At 33.9% G+C, this 18,100-nt stretch carries 17 protein-coding genes and 1 pseudogene; 7 read left to right on the forward strand and 11 right to left on the reverse strand.

Going from position 1 to position 18,100, the window contains the following annotated elements:
* Positions 1–350: 350 nt before the first annotated feature.
* Together lrgA and lrgB are read left to right on the forward strand one after the other, a co-directional pair.
* On the forward strand, positions 351–806 hold the full coding sequence (gene lrgA, locus FH144_RS09910; protein ID WP_107508206.1) for an antiholin-like murein hydrolase modulator LrgA: 456 nt from the start codon (positions 351–353) through the stop codon (positions 804–806).
* Positions 806–1,507: an antiholin-like protein LrgB gene (gene lrgB / locus FH144_RS09915; protein WP_107505993.1), complete on the forward strand. Its 702-nt coding sequence runs from the start codon at positions 806–808 to the stop codon at positions 1,505–1,507. Before lrgA ends, lrgB begins: the two co-directional genes overlap by 1 nt.
* An 85-nt stretch (positions 1,508–1,592) precedes the next feature.
* On the opposite strand, the gene FH144_RS09920 is transcribed toward lrgB, so the two are convergent.
* From FH144_RS09920 to FH144_RS09935, 4 genes are read right to left on the reverse strand one after another with little or no spacing between them, the layout of a single operon-like run.
* Positions 1,593–2,279, reverse strand: a complete 687-nt coding sequence (locus FH144_RS09920) for an ABC transporter permease (protein WP_242315560.1) — start codon at positions 2,277–2,279, stop codon at positions 1,593–1,595.
* The gene (locus FH144_RS09925; protein WP_242315562.1) at positions 2,279–3,226 is read right to left on the reverse strand and encodes an osmoprotectant ABC transporter substrate-binding protein; all 948 of its coding nucleotides are present in this window, start codon (positions 3,224–3,226) and stop codon (positions 2,279–2,281) included. Before FH144_RS09925 ends, FH144_RS09920 begins: the two co-directional genes overlap by 1 nt.
* A gap of 20 nt (positions 3,227–3,246) precedes the next feature.
* Entirely contained in the window at positions 3,247–3,882 is a 636-nt protein-coding gene (locus FH144_RS09930) for an ABC transporter permease (RefSeq protein WP_107508203.1), read from the reverse strand.
* Positions 3,882–5,189, reverse strand: coding sequence for a betaine/proline/choline family ABC transporter ATP-binding protein (locus tag FH144_RS09935; RefSeq protein ID WP_242315564.1), 1,308 nt, complete (start codon positions 5,187–5,189; stop codon positions 3,882–3,884). The genes FH144_RS09930 and FH144_RS09935 overlap by 1 nt, the downstream gene beginning before the upstream one ends.
* 428 nt (positions 5,190–5,617) lie before the next feature.
* Here FH144_RS09935 and FH144_RS09940 point away from each other — a divergent pair, with 428 nt between their 5' ends.
* Positions 5,618–6,661 (forward strand): 2,3-butanediol dehydrogenase, encoded by a 1,044-nt coding sequence (locus tag FH144_RS09940; RefSeq protein ID WP_107508201.1) that lies wholly within the window; start codon positions 5,618–5,620, stop codon positions 6,659–6,661.
* A gap of 314 nt (positions 6,662–6,975) precedes the next feature.
* Here the strand turns inward: FH144_RS09940 and FH144_RS09945 are convergent, their stop codons facing one another.
* Positions 6,976–7,575, reverse strand: coding sequence for a YdeI/OmpD-associated family protein (locus FH144_RS09945; protein WP_242315566.1), 600 nt, complete (start codon positions 7,573–7,575; stop codon positions 6,976–6,978).
* A gap of 186 nt (positions 7,576–7,761) precedes the next feature.
* Here FH144_RS09945 and FH144_RS09950 point away from each other — a divergent pair.
* Together FH144_RS09950 and FH144_RS09955 are read left to right on the forward strand one after the other, a co-directional pair.
* A pseudogene (locus FH144_RS09950) lies at positions 7,762–9,417 on the forward strand (APC family permease).
* Positions 9,418–9,530: 113 nt separating this feature from the next.
* Positions 9,531–10,880 (forward strand): carboxylesterase family protein, encoded by a 1,350-nt coding sequence (locus FH144_RS09955; RefSeq protein WP_242315569.1) that lies wholly within the window; start codon positions 9,531–9,533, stop codon positions 10,878–10,880.
* 52 nt (positions 10,881–10,932) lie between these two features.
* Here the strand turns inward: FH144_RS09955 and FH144_RS09960 are convergent, their stop codons facing one another.
* Together FH144_RS09960 and FH144_RS09965 are read right to left on the reverse strand one after the other, a co-directional pair.
* Entirely contained in the window at positions 10,933–12,108 is a 1,176-nt protein-coding gene (locus FH144_RS09960) for an MFS transporter (RefSeq protein ID WP_242315571.1), read from the reverse strand.
* A gap of 152 nt (positions 12,109–12,260) precedes the next feature.
* Positions 12,261–12,491 (reverse strand): hypothetical protein, encoded by a 231-nt coding sequence (locus FH144_RS09965; protein WP_242315573.1) that lies wholly within the window; start codon positions 12,489–12,491, stop codon positions 12,261–12,263.
* Between the two features lie 150 nt (positions 12,492–12,641).
* Here FH144_RS09965 and FH144_RS09970 point away from each other — a divergent pair, with 150 nt between their 5' ends.
* Both FH144_RS09970 and FH144_RS09975 read left to right on the forward strand, forming a co-directional pair.
* Positions 12,642–13,319: a response regulator transcription factor gene (locus FH144_RS09970; RefSeq protein WP_242315575.1), complete on the forward strand. Its 678-nt coding sequence runs from the start codon at positions 12,642–12,644 to the stop codon at positions 13,317–13,319.
* 82 nt (positions 13,320–13,401) lie between these two features.
* Entirely contained in the window at positions 13,402–14,778 is a 1,377-nt protein-coding gene (locus FH144_RS09975) for a HAMP domain-containing sensor histidine kinase (RefSeq protein WP_242315577.1), read from the forward strand.
* A 61-nt stretch (positions 14,779–14,839) separates the two neighbouring features.
* Here the strand turns inward: FH144_RS09975 and FH144_RS09980 are convergent, their stop codons facing one another.
* From FH144_RS09980 to lnsB, 4 genes are all read right to left on the reverse strand, one after another.
* A complete protein-coding gene (locus FH144_RS09980) occupies positions 14,840–15,628 on the reverse strand; it encodes an ABC transporter permease (protein WP_242315579.1) in 789 nt (262 codons plus the stop codon).
* On the reverse strand, positions 15,621–16,283 hold the full coding sequence (locus FH144_RS09985; protein WP_107508192.1) for an ABC transporter ATP-binding protein: 663 nt from the start codon (positions 16,281–16,283) through the stop codon (positions 15,621–15,623). Before FH144_RS09985 ends, FH144_RS09980 begins: the two co-directional genes overlap by 8 nt.
* Before the next feature lie 166 nt (positions 16,284–16,449).
* Positions 16,450–17,253 (reverse strand): CPBP family intramembrane glutamic endopeptidase, encoded by an 804-nt coding sequence (locus tag FH144_RS09990; RefSeq protein WP_242315582.1) that lies wholly within the window; start codon positions 17,251–17,253, stop codon positions 16,450–16,452.
* Positions 17,254–17,310: 57 nt separating this feature from the next.
* The gene (lnsB, locus tag FH144_RS09995) at positions 17,311–18,087 is read right to left on the reverse strand and encodes a CPBP family lipoprotein N-acylation protein LnsB (RefSeq protein WP_242315583.1); all 777 of its coding nucleotides are present in this window, start codon (positions 18,085–18,087) and stop codon (positions 17,311–17,313) included.
* Positions 18,088–18,100: the final 13 nt, after the last annotated feature.

Raw genomic sequence — 18,100 nt, forward strand, 5'->3', positions numbered from 1 at the left:
TCTATAACTATAAAAAATAGCTATGAAAAAATCTATCGTCATAGATTTCTTCATAGCTAATCTTAGTATGTTTAGGAGTCTCGTCAACAATACTACGTTATTAATATGGATTCTTACCTTAAGATATTTTAAAAATAATACATCTCGTATATTTTTATAATTATTGATTAGTTTAAGTATTTTATCGGCAGTTTATTTAACCAATTTTAATAAAGCGCTTTATTGGTTTTCAGCTGTAATTTAATGCAACTCACCCAATTATTTCTGTAACTCACAGATAAAAATGCCACAAAAAACCTTTTCCGTTCTATTCTAAATACATTAAAAGAAAGAAAAGGGAGCGTTTATTTATGTCAAATGACAATGCCTCAAATGGTGCTGCTCAACGAAATGGTAAGTTAGCCAAAACTTACAACTTTTTCCAACAAGCATTAACCATTGCCATAGTATTATTCATTTCTAAAATTATTGAAAGTTTTATTCCATTTCCAATGCCCGCTTCAGTAATTGGTCTTGTATTATTATTTATTCTATTATGCACAGGCATCGTGAAATTAGGACAAGTTGAAGGTGTAGGAACTGCACTCACAAACAACATTAGTTTCCTATTCGTCCCTGCTGGTGTATCAGTAATTAATTCATTACCAATCTTAAGCCAGCATCCTATATTAATCATTTTATTAATCGTAATTTCAACATTATTGCTATTAATCTGTGTAGGTTTTGTTTCTCAATTATTCGTAACAAAATCATTATTCCCATCTAAAGAACAAAATGAACAAACTAAACTTGGGGAGGGTAACTAATGGTTGATCACTTAGGTATTACAACACCATATTTCGGAATTTTAGTTTCACTTATTCCATTCGTTATCGCGCAATATTTTTATAAAAAAACAAATGGCTTTTTCTTACTTGCACCACTTTTCGTAGCGATGGTAGCAGGTATCGTATTTCTAAAAGTAACTGGCATTAGCTATGCTAACTATAAAATCGGTGGGGACATCATCAACTTCTTCTTAGAACCAGCAACAATTAGTTTTGCGATTCCTTTATACAAAAAACGTGACGTACTTAAAAAATATTGGTTACAAATCTTCGGTGGTATCGCAATTGGGACATTAATTGCACTTATCTTAATTTACTTAGTCGCAATCATCTTCCAATTAGGCGATAAAATTGGAGCATCAATGTTACCACAAGCTGCTACAACAGCTATTGCCTTACCAGTATCTGAAGGTATCGGCGGTGTGAAAGAATTAACATCATTAGCCGTTATCCTTAACGCAGTTGTTATTTCTGCACTAGGAACTAAAATTGTTAAATGGTTTAAAATTTCAAACCCTATTGCCCGTGGTTTAGCATTAGGTACAAGCGGACATACACTTGGTGTTGCCGCTGCTAAAGAACTTGGTGAAACTGAAGAATCAATGGGTAGTATCGCCGTAGTTATCGTCGGTGTTATTATCGTAGCCATCGTTCCACCACTCGCTTCAATCTTGTTTTAATCATTAAAAAGCAGCTATAAGAAATCTATAATAATAGGTTTCCTATAGCTGCTTTTTCTATTACAAAAATACAATTGATTTTATTTTAATTAATACTTTGAACTTGGTTTTGTCGTTTTTTACTTTTATTTGTTGGATCTAATCGACGTTCTAAAAAGCGTAGTCCTAAATCAATAAGAATAGCGATTAAGGCAATTGGAATCGCCCCTGCTAAAATATATACTGTACCGTCTGTAGAATTGGTACCACGAATAATAATATCACCTAATGTTGGCGCTCCAATAAATGAACCGATTGCCACAATACCAATCGCTACAACTAACGCAATTCGAATGCCTCCAAGAATAACAGATAATGATAATGGTAGTTCTATCATGCGCATAACTTGGTTCTTAGTCATGCCCATACCTTTGCCGGCATCTTTAATATTATTGTCTACTTCCGTAATACCAGTGTACGTATTTTTTATAATTGGAAGTAAAGCATATAAGAAGACCGCAAATACAACCGTTGTAGGTCCTAGTCCAAGTGATAACATTAGTATCGCTAACATCGCGATTGCTGGTACTGTTTGAATAATATTCGCAATCGTAATCAACGGCCATGCCAATTTAGTGTAACGTGAAATTAAGATACCTAAAGGAATACCAATAATACACGCGAATAGTACTCCATAAACTGACATTAATAAATGTTTAAAAAATAACTCCATCAGATAGCCAAAGTTCAAGGTATAGTATTCATAAAGTGAACTTAATAAGTTACCATTCATTAGTTTTGACCACCCTTCTTAGTATCATCTTCGAAATAATTATGTTTTTTCACATATTCTTCAGCAATAACAGCTGGCTCTTTTCCTTTACCATCCGCTTCATAATTTAATTTCTGCATTTCTCCCGTACTAATCTTGCCTTCAAGTTTTTGTAAAGCTTTATCAATTTCTGGGTTATCTTTGATTAGTTTTTCAGTTGCTAACGGACTTCCGTCATATGGTGGGAAGAATTTACGATCATCTTTTAAGATTTTTAAATCATACGCAGCAATACGACCATCTGTTGAATATCCAACTGCTACATCTAACTTTTTATTCTTCAACGCATCGTAAACTAAACCGATTTGCATTGGTCGTGCACTCGCAAATTTGAAACCATAATCTTTTTGGAACGCTGGATAACCATCACCCGCACGATTCATCCACTGCGTATCCATGCCTAGACGCAATTCATCTTTATATTTCTTCAAATCTGAAACCTTTTCAAGATGATATTTCTCAGCAACCTCTTTCGTTACCATAAATGCATACGTATTCTCAAAGCCAAATGAATTATAGAATTTTTGATCATATTTCTTTTTGAAAAGTCTTTGCGACTCTGACATCGCCTTTTTCGTATCTTTAGTAGGTGGCGCCTCAAGTACACTTGTCAATTCAGTACCTGTATATCTTACAGCCGACATATTGACGTCACCACGTTGTAAGGCGTTATGTTGAATAATACTAGAACCCAAGTTACCAACAATCGTCGGCTTAATTCTGTCATTGGTATAATGTTCAATCATTAACTTTTCAATATTTGCCATAATTTTTGTTTCACTTGTTTCAGTAGCGGTAATCTTCACACTATCTTTGCCATCGCCATCGCCTAAACCTGGTAAGCTACATCCAGATAATACAACGAGAGACAATGCCATAAGTATGAAAGTAAGTTTTAACTTTTTCATAAATTAGATATCCTCCCTTATTATCTAGATACTTTTAGTCCTTTAGGCACGGCCCATTTTTCAACTAAAGAAAGTAAAAAGTCTACAATTAATGCTAAACATGTTACTAAAATCGCTGCGCTAATAATCATTGGTGGTTGGTAAAGGTTTAAACCATTAAATACTAAGTCGCCTAAACCACCGGCACCAACATAACTGGCAAGTGTCGCCCAACTAATCACATAAACACTTGATAAGCGAATACCACTAATAATTAATGGTAAAGCCAATGGTAATTCAACGTCTTTCATAAGTTGTAATTTCGTCATACCCATACTCGTACCGGCTTGAATAATATTTTTGTCAATATTTTGCACACCTAGCACAGTATTATTTAAGATTGGTAATAATACATATATGAATAATGCAACTATTGCTGGTGTTTTACCTACACCAAAGATTGGAATCATAATGGCTAATACGGCTAACGTAGGAATGGTTTGAAGCACGCCCGCAATCGTCAACACTACATTCGCAGTTCGTTTGGTCTTAGACAATAAGATGCCTAATGGTACCGCAACGACAATCGCAATGAGTAATGCGATGATTGAGATATAAAAGTGTTCAACCGTTTTCGATACGAGCTGACTTCCATACTCTTGGAAAAATTGTCGCATTAACGATCAACTCCTGACTCATGTGTTTCATCTAAGTCGTGTGTGTCCAATCTATCTGTAACATCTTTCTGTTTATCCGTTGCATCTTTATTATTTTGTTGAGCAAGGTCTTTCTTTTCTTGATTGCCTAGTTCATTTTCACGTTCAACACCGTTCATATGTGAATCTGACAAGGTCATGTCTTGGTCTTCTTCGCCCCAAATTGAGTCATACACAATATCAACAAGGTTCGCACGTGTAATAAGCCCTATTAACGTATTGTCATTATCTACTACTGGAATATTTCTAACGTTTCTTTTCAAGATTGTGCGTACAGAATCTTGTAACTTAGAATCAATATGTACTTTATAAACATCGCGTTGCATCGTATCTATCAATTCTTTATGGTGACGTAATCCTTGATTGATATCTTCAATATCCAAGAATCCTAATAAACGATTATGACTATTCACTACAAACAGTGTATCTACACGACGCTCTCTCATTATATTTACTGCGTCGTTAAGTGAGTCATCAGCTTTGACTGTAACCGGCGTAATCATCGCATCTTCAACAGTTCTCATATTTGGACGATCTTGAATCAGTCTATTTTGACCGATAAATTCACGCACGAAGTCATTTGCCGGATTTCTAAGAATATTGTCTGGGGTATCATATTGCACTACTTTACCTTGCGACATGATGCAAATACGGTCGGCTAATTTAATCGCTTCGTCCATATCATGTGTGACAAAGATAAATGTTTTCCCTAATTTTTGTTGTAATTCTTTAACTAAGTCTTGTAAGGTATCACGAGTGATTGGGTCTAACGCACCAAAAGGTTCATCCATTAAAATGATATCTTGTTCTGCTGCTAAGGCACGTACTACCCCTATACGTTGTTGTTGTCCACCTGATAATTCAGAAGGATAGCGATCTAAATATTCTTCAGGTAAGTCTACTAATTTTATCAATTCTTTAGCTTTTGCGTTTTTCTTTTCTTTAGACCATTTTAAAAGTTTAGGTACTAACACAATGTTCTCACGAATAGTCATATGTGGCATAAGCCCAATTTGTTGAATCACGTAACCAATGCTTCTGCGCAATTCTACAGGGTTCATATTGCTTACATTTTTACCATTCATTTCAATTGTGCCTTCGGTAGCTTCAATCATACGGTTAATCATTCTTAACGCAGTTGTTTTACCGCTACCACTTGTCCCAATAAAAGCAATAAATTCGCCTGATTCAATATCTAGTGAAATATTGTCGACTGCTTTTTTATTGCCAGAGTAAATTTTTGTTAAGTTTTTCACACTTAGCGTCATTCCATTTCCCCCTCTTGTTATTCCCGATGAAAAATTTTCCGGACACAAAAAGGCCAACAGTCCCGTTGTTAAACATATACTTGATAAGTCAAACAAGAGCCTAATGGCCTTTGCTTTTTAATTTTTTAATTTTAATTCAAACGGAAAATCATCAATTTTTCATCATTTATAAATATATACCCTATATAATTTTTTGAAACATTTGTAATACCAACTATTAAAAAAGTTCACAATTTTTTTTTTTATGAATCATTTAAATATTAACAAACATTGCACTACTAATTCAAATCCGACTAATAACTAAAAATTCACACAATTGTCAATAATCCGAAATAATACTTCCCAATTATATAGGTTAAATTGAATTCTTATCGGAATAGTATTAATCTATAAGTGTAGTAAGTATTTAACGAAGGGATGTTTTACTAATGAAAGCAGCAGTATGGTATGGTCAAAAAGATGTTCGTGTGGAAGATCGCGAACCTAAACAATTACAAGACAACGAAGTTAAAGTAAAAGTATCGTGGGCAGGTATTTGCGGTACAGACTTACATGAATATTTAGAAGGACCTGTCTTTATTTCTACAGATAAACCTGACCCATTCTTAGGTCAAAAAGCGCCTGTAACGTTAGGTCATGAATTCGCAGGTGTTGTAGAAGAAGTTGGTAAAGACGTAACTAAATATAAAAAAGGCGACCGCGTTGTTGTTAACCCAACTGTATCAAAACGTGAAAAAGACGAAAGTGTAGACTTATATGATGGTTATTCATTCATCGGTTTAGGTTCAGATGGTGGTTTCGCAGAATTCACTAACGCTCCTGAAGAAAATGTTTATACATTACCTGAAAATGTTTCAGACAAAGAAGGTGCATTAGTAGAACCAACAGCTGTAGCAGTACAAGCCGTTAAAGAAGGTAATTTACTATTTGGTGACACTGTGGCTATCTTTGGTGCTGGCCCAATCGGTTTATTAACAGTTGTTGCAGCTAAAGCAGCCGGCGCAAGCAAAATCTTCGTCTTCGATTTATCAGAAGAACGTTTAGCAAAAGCGAAAGAAGTTGGCGCAACTCACGTTATCAATTCTGGTAATACTAACCCTGTGGAATTCATTAATGAACATACTGAAAATGGCGTAGACGTTACTTTCGAAGTAGCTGGTGTTGGCGTAACATTATCTCAATCAGTACAAGTTACTCGTCCTAGAGGTACAGTTGTTATCGTTTCTATCTTCGCTCACGAAGTAGACTTCGACCCAATGTTATTAACTAACTCTGGTGTACACTTAGCATCAACAATTGCTTATTCACCAACTACATTCCAACAAACAATTGATTTAATTGCGAACGGTAGCTTAGACGTTAAGAGCGTAGTTACTGACGAAATCGAATTAGAAAACATTGTTGAATCTGGATTCGAACAATTAGTGAATGACAAATCACAAGCTAAAATCCTCGTTAAATTAAACGGATAAATTTAAATACGCATCATTCAAAAGAATGGCTTGAGGGCGTTTTCCAAGGAAAACACCCCCAAGCCATTTTAATTATTTATCATCTATCAATACTCCGTATTGTTTGGCTCGCGTTCCGAGGAGATGGGTCGAGCCGCGGTCTCGACACTCATCCTATTCCCTCAGGAGTCTCGCCTACAATACTACGTTAGCTACATGTAATTAATTTAAATAAAGACAATGAGATATTTTAGTGTGAAATTTTAGCACTTTAATTTAATATTTAACTCCATTCTCACTTCCCAATTTTTTTCTTTTAATATAGCTTTTTCAACCTATTTATCATGCATGCCTTTGCCTTCTAAGATATGGTCAACATATTTATCTACTCTGTTTTGTCGTGTTTGGCTACGTTTGGCTTGGCTAATATGGTAAATATATTGATGTTGTCTTCCAGGTGTAAGTTGGTAAAATGCTTTTTCAAGTTCTGGCATGTCTTCAAATTTATGTTGTAACTCTTCAGGAATTGTATATTCTTCAGTCTGTTTTAAGGCCACTTTTTTACCTGCTTTTTCAACCTTAATCGCTTCATTAATATAATATAGAATTTCTTCTTGGCGCTCTTTAATCTCATCTAACGTATTAAATCTTAATTGTCTTGCTGCCTGCACCTTTTCAGTTTGTTGAATAAGTGTCTGATAACGGTCCTCTAAGATAGCCCCTTTATGAAATAACAGTGCTACATAATGCTTGAACCCATGGATTAATACTACATTTTTATCATTCAATGTATAACATGGATGCATCCATTTATAAGTTTCTTCTAACTCAGTTTCTTCAAATATCAAATTTCTTAAATATTGATATGCTTCCTTCCATTGGCTTTCTTTTTCTAAAAAAGTTAAAACATCAGCATTCGCCTGTTTCTGAGTCATGTGACACATCCTTTAGTTCATAATTTTAAAACAATACAGTCATTATAATATGATAATTTCTAATTAACTATAAATAACACAATATTTTGTAAAATCGCAAAATCATAAATTGACTAATTTATTGATAAGCGTATAATTATATTGTGTCATTTTTAATAAATATTAAAAGAAATAAAAGGAGATTTTATGGGACAGAATAACAACGATAGCAATAAGATCAATCTGACTCAACTAGTCTTACTTGGGTTAGGCGGTTTAATCGGTTCCGGATAGCTCTTTGGTACGTGGGAAGCCTCTTCAGTGGCTGGACCAGCATCGATTATCTCTTGGATAATTGGGTTTATCGTCATCGGATCTATTTCATATAACTATATCGAAATTGGAACAATGTTTCCGCAATCAGGTGGTATGAGTAACTATGCTCAATACACACACGGTTCTCTATTAGGATTTATTGCAGCGTGGGCAAACTGGGTATCACTTGTAACCATCATTCCTATTGAAGCGGTATCAGCCGTTCAATATATTAGTTCTTGGCCTTGGGACTGGGCTAAGCCAACATCTGCATTAATGCACGATGGAACTATCAGTACGATAGGTCTATTTACCGTTTATGCGATTATTATCATCTTTTCACTATTAAACTATTGGTCAGTGAAATTATTAACGTCATTTACAAGCTTAATTTCTATATTTAAACTCGGCGTACCTTTATTAACAATTATTATGTTAATTATCTCAGGTTTCGATACGAGTAATTACGGTTCATCAATAGGTGAATTTATGCCGTACGGTAGTGCGCCAATCTTTGCGGCTACTACAACGTCAGGTATCATTTTCTCATTTAATGCATTCCAAACAATCATTAACATGGGTTCTGAAATTAAAAATCCTGAAAAGAACATTGCACGTGGTATCGCAATTTCTTTAACATTAAGTGCGATTTTATATGTAGCTTTACAAAGTACATTTATCACATCAATGCCACAATCAATGATTCACGAGCACGGTTGGCACGGTATTAATTTCAACTCTCCTTTCGCTGATATGGCGATTCTATTAGGCTTAAACTGGTTAGCTATTTTACTTTATATTGAAGCCGTAGTTTCACCATTTGGTACAGGTGTATCATTCGTCGCAATCACAGGACGTGTATTACACGCAATGGAGAAAAATGGACACATTCCTAAATTCTTAGGAAAAATTAATTCAAAATATAATATCCCACGTGTGGCAATTATCTTTAATGCCATCGTAAGTATGATCATGGTAACGTTATTCCGTGATTGGGACGTACTTGCGGCGGTTATTTCAACTGCAACATTAGTGGCTTATTTAACTGGTCCAACGACAGTTATTGCTTTACGTAAGATGGGTCCTAAATTACACCGTCCATTCCGAGGTGCATTATTAAAATTCATGGCGCCATTCTCATTCGTTTTAGCATCACTAGCCATCTATTGGGCGATGTGGCCAACAACTGCCGAAGTTATCTTTATTATTATTTTAGGTTTACCAATTTATTTCTTCTATGAATATCAAATGAATTGGAGTAATACTAAAAAACAAATCGGCGGTAGTTTATGGATTATCGTTTACTTAATTCTTTTAGCTACAATGTCATTTATTGGTAGTAAAGAATTTAATGGTATTAATTTAATCCATTACCCTTACGATTTCATTGTTATTATTGTATTAGCGTGTATCTTCTATAAACTTGGTACAATCAGTCACTTTGAAAGTATTTACTTCAAACGTGCGAAACGTATCAATAAGAAAATGAAAGAAGATACTATGGATACAACACAACAAGACGTTAATCAACAACAGTCAGAGAAATAAGTAAAATTTAGAAGTGAGACAGAAATTAATTTAGATTTCTGTCTTGCTTCTATTTTTTTGTGTTTTTTTAATGGTAAAGTAAGGATAAATAGCGTATAGGAAGTAGTGATGAGATGGTTACAATTCAAACTGACGGTGGCAGTATTAGAGGTATTGAAAAAGATGGTTTACATATGTTTTTAGGCATTCCCTATGCTTATCCTCCTACTGAACATCGTCGTTTCAAACACTCTGAATTAGTAACAACTTGGGATAATATTATTGATGCTTTAGCTTTTCAAAATATCCCTCCCCAACCTGATAATAAATTAGAAACATTCTTTTCTTCTAAACCTGTTTCATTCAACCAGAGTGAAGATTGTTTATATTTAAATATTTGGTCTCAAAATAATCAACTCAAAAATAAACCAGTTATTATTTACTTTTACGGTGGCGGTTTTGTAAATGGTCATAGATCTGCCGAATTATACACGCCTGAACATATTGTTGAACAACACGATGCAGTAGTCGTGACTTTTAATTATCGCCTAGGCGCTTTAGGCTATTTAGACTGGCCCTATTTTAATCAAAACTATCATAAAAATAATGGGTTATCCGACCAGATCAATGTTTTAAAATGGGTACATCGTTTTATCGAAGACTTTGGTGGCGACCCTCACAACATTACATTAATGGGTCAGTCTGCAGGAAGTATGAGTATTATGGCATTGATGCAACAACCTGAGTTAGATATGTACTATCAAAAAGTCATATTATTAAGTGGTACTTTACAACTCGACACACTACAAAATGGCTATTTGAAAGCACAACATTTTGATAAATTAAGGGAGCACCATTTTCCAAATAAAGAGATAGAAGAGTTAACAGCTAATGAGATTCTAAAATTAATGGCAGAAGATGAAAAAGTTAGCGGGAAATCTAAAGGATTGGAACTTATTTATGCCCCTATTGATGATACAACAATGTGCCGTCCTTTATCCGAATTCACTAAGCCAGTCGTGGTTGGTTACACTCAGGATGAAGGAGATTGTTATATTCGTAATGAGTCGCGCAAATTAGTACCCCAACGATTTGTAGATGTTATGAAATTAAATAATATTAGAATTAATATTGAACAAGCTCAAACGGGTCAGCAACAAGCGCAAGTGGTCACAGACTTATATTTCAAACGGCCTGCCTTACAATTTCTAGATAATTTGAAGAATAATTCTCATAAATGGTTAGCACGTTTCGATTGGTCATTACTGTCTCATCCGGCTTTCAATAGCGCGTATCATATTTTAGATTTAGTGTTTTGGTTTGGGAAAATGGAAATTTTAAACGCTCACGATGTTAAAGATTTAACTTCTGAAAAAGTATTAAGCCAACAAATGATGAACGATTTATTCTATTTCGCGAAGAACAGTATCATGCCATGGGCGCCCTATACCCTTCATCACACTCAACCACATAAATATATTTAATAAAAACAAAGGCAATTTCTATCTAAAATTAGTAGAAATTGCCTTCTAATCATTAATTTTTAGCGTAGTGATAATTTTTCAATGTAAGTACAACGATTAAGCCTAATAAGCCTATAAAGGCACTTACTAAAGTGACCGCTTCGACAGAGATGTTAGATACAACAAGTCCGCCTATAATACCACCGAAACCGATGCCTGCATTAAGACAAGACATATTCCAACTCATCACTTGGCTTGTGTCGTCTTCGACATGTTCAATAATCCCACTTTGAATTGCTGGGTTGGTACTCCATTGAACGATGTTCCAAATAAAGAGCCCTATTAATAATAAGACCGTCGTAGAAAGTATTAAGTTAACGATTAACATCATGACAGTAAATACTGAAAATGCGATAATTAACCAACGTTTACTTGTTAGTTTATCTGCTAAGACACCACCTAATGATGTACCTACGACACCTGCCACACCGTTCACTAATAATGCTAATGATACATATCCCATGCTATGACCATTTTCCAAAATAAGTGGATTAATGTAGACGAATGTTACAGAATTGGCAATAAGAATTAACAGTGTAATCGCCAAGTATTTCACAATTTCTGCAGGACGTAAGATACGAGAAGACGACTGATTGTCTTCTGTCACATGATTAAACATTCGATTCGCATCATTAAGTTCTCCCGCGGTTGGTAAGTATTTCAACATTAATAATCCAGCAAGAAGACTGATTACAATAATAAAGACGAACGTAAAACGCCAACCAATCCAATCACCTATCATTGTTCCAATAGGTACACCGAAGACGTTAGCCCCACTAAAGCCAGTGTAGACAACGCCAATCATTTTACCTCTATTCTTAGGAACGGTAAGCATTGCTGTTAAAGCAAGTACTTTTACAATAATGAGAGAAGCAGCTGCTGAAGATAAAATACGTCCAATAACTAAAATAGTGAAATTAGGCGCTATCGCAATAATACCGTTACCCACGATAAACGCTACCAACGTCCATAGTAAAACTGAACGTGCAGGAAATCGATTGGTTAACTTAACTAATATAGGTCCACAAATCGCAAATGTTAGTGCGTAAAGCGTAACAAGCTGACCGATAATTGGTTCTGAAACGCCTAAGTCGTCACTCATAAGATTCATGATACCAGCGACCATCATTTCAACCATGCCTACGATAAAGACACTAATAATGAATGTCGCTATACGCATGACAGACATGTTATGTTCTCCTTTCTTTGTGTTATCTATACAAATATTGCTCATTAATAAATATGATCCCTTAAAAATAAAAAAACAGCTACAAACTATTTTCCAAGTATTATAACTGTTCTATTATATAATATTCAATTGTAATTTTCTTCAAAAAGGTTTTAATATACTTGTTTATTATCTTTTAAATATTGGTTAATCACTTCTTGTACAGTAATTAATAGTATTAGTAGTCCCATTGTGCCATATACGACATAGTTATTATGAAGTAATATATCAATGCCGAAATTCAAGTTGAAATGATTTTCTGTGAGAATAAATAAAAAGCGTAAAATATTGTATAAAACTAAGATAGTTATTATAAAGCCAATAATATGCGATAAAGTTTTCATATTAATACCCCTTCACTTCATTATTTAGCTTTATTGTAATCATCGTGGATTAATTCAAACTTATATTTTCCTTAATTTTTCCTTAAATAATAATAGCAAGAATAGTTAAATCTCAAAAAGTTTTATAAGATGAATAATGAGGTGTTATTAATGAATGAAGAGGTTCTTATAATTGAAGATGACAAAGATATTAATGAATTAATGAAATTATCTTTAAATACAAAAGGTATTACGCGAGTAACTGCGGTAGATAATATCATTGATGCAAAAACAGAATTACTAAATTTCAATTATCAAGTCGTGTTGTTAGATTTAAATTTAAAATCAGAAAGTGGTTATCAATTATTGAAATACATTGATTTAAAAGATACCGCAGTTATAGTAGTTACAGCGAAGACGACGCACATTGATGTTTATAAAGGATTTGAAAATGGCGCCGTTGATTATATTAAAAAGCCCTTTGATCCAATGGAGCTTTATTACAGGGTATCAATCCATTTAAAGAATAACTCAGACGAGATTTATACTTATCAACATTTAAAAGTAAACTTTAATAGTATGGAAGTTTATATACATAATCAGCTAATTAATCTAACTAATCGTGAGTATAATTTACTTACTTTTCTTATTAAAAATAAAAACCAAGTACTTACAAAAGAACAACTGTATTCTAAAGTCTGGGGCTACGATACTGGCGTTGATGATAATACGCTAATGGTTCATATTCGAACATTACGTAAAAAGATAGAAGATGAACCAAATACGCCAAAGTTAATCAAAACGGTGCGTAGTAAAGGCTATATGTTTAAGGAAGCTCAATATGAATAAGCGCTTTATTATAAAATTCTTCAAATATATGTCGATATTTCTTGTTGTTAATTTTATTGTATCTGTAGCTTTTGTATTTTTTATGTTTTATACACTTGTTGTTAATCTTTATGATGGTATGAATGCTATTAGTTCTGAAGATTTAGAACTCTACAACATTACTGACGAGCCAAATGAAAGGATAAAAAATTTAGCTAAAAAGCAAAATGCATCTCTTTATGTCACCAAAAAGAATGGTGATATCTCTTATCCTAAACATCTAAAATCTAAAAATATTAAGCCTATTATACTCAAGAATATTAATAATGCTAATTCTATAGAATCTGATCGTGGCATATATTTAGTTTATATTTATGATAATTTAACTAAAAATTATGCTATACGTAATAGTGACGATATTGATGCAAACCAGTTGCTAGATAGTATTAAAACTCAAGACTATAATCGTTTTAATTACAACGTTTCAGATGGCTTGCTCACTTTCACTAAGAATTCTAATTTTAGACAAGACTCCCCCTCAATAGAAGCTGGAGAACGAGCAAGTATGTCTTTCATTAAAATTACATGTATTTTTATTCTTGTAAATATAGTTTTAGTAGCGCTAACTGCTTTCTTTATTTCCAAACGTTTAACAAAGCCGTTATCATACTATATTGATTGGATTGGTAATCTGTCACAAGGTAAGCTACATCAGCCTACTTCTAAACGTAAAATTAAGAAAAAGCGTAAGACTTATCCAGAATTAGATACCTCGTTAACGCAACTGAATCAACAAATGTTGTCGAATAAGATTTATCATAATCAAATTGACTACTATAAATCTAAATGGATTAGCCAAATTTCTCATGATTTAAAATCACCGTTAACTACAATTTACGGCTATTCTAAATTAATTCAAACAGATGAATCATCTCAACCGTATGTTCAGCTTATCGTTGAAAAGTCTCTATTTATGAGTAAATTAATTGATAGCTTGAATACTACGTTCGATGCTGAAACTCGTCAAATGAAACAGGACAAAGAACATTTTCCAATCAAATCAACGGTCGATCATATTACATCGATTATTGGATATGAAGCTATTTCACTTACGTACAACCTTAATGGAAAAGACGAATTTTACGGTAACAAGTTATATTTTGAGCGTTTGTTAATCAATTTAATTAATAACAGTATTGAACATAATAATGAGAATCCAGCTATTGATATTACATTTACGCTTGAGGACATTAATTTAGTCATCGATTATAAAGATAATGGTCAAGGTATTGCTAAAAATAATATTGAACAATTAATTAAACAATCATATACTTCAAAGCTTAATAAAGAACAACATGGTGTGGGACTATCAATTATTCAAGATGCCGTTAATTATCATAATGGGCATATTGAACTTGTTCCTATTTCTAAAGGAGTTCATTTCCATATTGTGCTTATCAGTGAAGAAGACCCACAATAACACACAAGGCAGTTTACCGTTCACCTATATGAACGATAAACTGCCTTTTTATATTTAATAATCATTCACTTTCATGTTCGTTACTTTTTATTGGGGCTTCGCGGGCTACTAATTGATGGCGCGCATTAAAGAATTGATTATAACTTAAATATGTTGCGATTAAAGCTGACATGATAGTGGCAGTAGTATGAATAAACACTACGAGCAATTGGAATTTAATCGCTTGTAATGGTGGTGTGCCTCCAATAATTAGTCCTGTCATCATACCTGGAATTGAAACTAACCCGTATGTTTTAACTGAATCAATCGTTGGGACAATTGCTAGACGTATACTTTCTCTGATTGATTCTTTAGAAGCAAGCTTAGGCGTTGCAGCTAACGTTAACTTAGACTCAATGTCAGTGACATCTTTGACAAAGGCACGGTCTAAATTCTGATAGGCTAAGTTAATAGCGATTAAGCCATTGTTAGCCAACATACCACCAATAGGAATAACTTCGTTGGCTTTAAAATCAATCGCGCCTGCCAACACTGTTGCTGTTAAAGGTAACGCTGTTCCGATAAAAATAGCCACAAAAGAAATGAAAAATGCATGATGCATAACTGGTGACGCTCGGTTAATCGTATTCCATGAGGCATTCACAATAATGACAAGGACGGCTAGAATAAGAATCCACGCTTCGTCAATTTTAAAAATATAGTGAAGCACAAAGCCTAAAATAATCAATTGGACGACGGCACGAATAGACGCTACAACTAAATCTTTAATAATGTGCAGGCCTTCTTTATAAGAAATAAAGATAGGTATTAACAGTAATAACGCAGTTAAACAGAGGGCTGTATTACTCATCTTGATTCAAGTCCTCCTCTTTAGTAATCTGTCCATCGGTAATCGTAATTCTTCTTTGAAAATAGCGCATACTTTCATCATCGCTATGTGTAATCCATAAAATTGCGACCCCTTCATGTGCCAATTCAAAGATAATATCTTCAATCTTTTCTTTATTATGCGTATCCAATGCACTTGTCGATTCATCCAACAATAAAATTTCGGGACGATACATTAATTGTCGCGCAATTGTTATTCTTTGACGTTCACCGCCAGATAAGTGTTCAATGCGATCATTAAGTTGATAATGACCTAAACTGACTTTCTCAAGCAATTGTTGCGCTTTCTCTTCATCAAAGTCATCTCCATGCGCAAGAGCGGGAAACGCCATATTATCTCTAATCGTTTCACCAAATAACTGGCTTTGTTGCATTAAATAGCTAATTTTTGAGCGCAATTCTTCGGGTGGATAGTCATTATAAGGTTTTCCTTTGAAAAGTAGCTCCCCCTTCGTAGGGCTTATTAAGTTGTTGATTTGTTTAAGAAATGTACTCTTACCGCTTCCAGATGGGCCTATAATAGCTACTGTTTCTCCTGCTTCCAATTGAAAATTAACATCGTCTAATATAACCCGTCTATCCGCTTTATATGTAAGATGTTTTACTTCTAATAACATAGCCGTCCCTCCTCTTCATCATTATTTACAACACCAAATTAAATCATTACATAAAAACAATTTTTATATTAATTAATTTTCTCCTTTATAATAACAAAAAAGAAGTGGAAGAGTGTAACTCAAGTTTGTCCCTTGAGCTATTCTTTTCCACTTCTCTATAATCATTTTATTTCCACAACATCATACCAACAATTGTAAAATAGGATATGCCGTTGTTAATCATATGTAGCGTAATCGTCGTGGCGAGATTGCGTCCACTGAAATGATAAGCTACAATGAAACATGTGGCCATAATCAAATATGGACCTATTTCAAAAATTGAAGTTGCGTTTATGACATGCAAACTTGCAAAAAATACAATTGAAACTACGTACATTAAGCCGTATGTCAATTTCTTACCTAACTCATGAATGATTAAATGTCTAAACAATAATTCCTCTACGATAGGCGTAATAATAACAATATCTAAAAAGAGTATCGGCCAAATCCAAGTCGTTTTGAATAATTGAATAATTTGTTTATTATTCTCCGTCTCATCAAATTGATATTTCTTAGGTAAAAATTCCATCCCAAACGCATACGCATAATTTAATAAATACATCGCAATGAACACGATAACGATGAGTACGATATGCTTTTTCAAATCTTTAAACCGTTGAATTGCCAATGGAATAAGTGTTTTACGATGCATTAAGTAAAATAAAAGCAACACTAGACACTGGCCTATTAATGCGAATACTTGACTAATCCCCATGGCTTGTCGCGTAAATTCATTTTCAGAACTGCTGCCTGTTAATAAAACCATAAACAACATCACAAAAAATGATAATACAATTGGTAACAACATACTAAATCCTAAGTATCCCGGTATTAACCAAAAGTCACGTTTAACTACGCGTTTAGAGGCAAATTCATTCTCCAACTGTGGCTTCTGTGAAAGTGATTGCGAATCTTTATATTCCGAAGTCATATTTTTCTCCTTTTCTTCTTATCTTTGAAAAGTAAGTTACCCAACTCTTTTCAAATATTAAAAGAACCTTTCAACCATTGTAATAATAAATATCACCAATTGTACAGAGCTATGGTAAAGATAAGACGCTGCTAAATTTTTACCACTATATAAATAAACGACGATGGCTCCTATTGATAATATCATGTACGGTATCATCTCCATGATTGATATTAAATCATATACATGCAAGATGACTTCAATAAACAAACTTAAAATAACAACGAGTGCGAGATTCCACTTTTTACCTAGTTCATGTATGATCAAATGTCTCAAGATTAACTCTTCCACTAAAGGTCTCAAGATTACCATACTCACAAAGGCAAAAATTATCGCCCCAGGATGATTAAATAGCCCTTCTAATCGAATGAGTGCTTGCGTCTTTTCATATCCAAAAGGCGACGGGATAAATTGTGCTAACATATTAAAACCAAAGTACAAAATCAAACTAATGATAGTTACGCACGCTATTACTCCTACGTAACGTTGTTTAACATAATACAACTGGCGTCGCGCAACATCAGCAATATAATATTTATGCAAGGCAAAAAACGCCCCAATCGCAATAAACTGTGCAATAACGAAACTAATGCTTAATGTTAAATTATATAAATATAAAGGTGGCGGATCTTGGGTAATCATCGCCGTCACACCTAAAACACCAAAGACGATAATAATTGGCATTAATATTTGAAAAAATATGTAAATAGGAAGTAATAGAAAATCTTTCTTTACAATGTCGTTGGTTCCCCACCGATTTCTCGGAACCACACGCGCTACAACTTCTTTACTCATAACACACCTCAAC

The organism is Staphylococcus sp. acrmy (assembly GCF_022690565.1).
Lineage (GTDB): Bacteria > Bacillota > Bacilli > Staphylococcales > Staphylococcaceae > Staphylococcus > Staphylococcus caledonicus.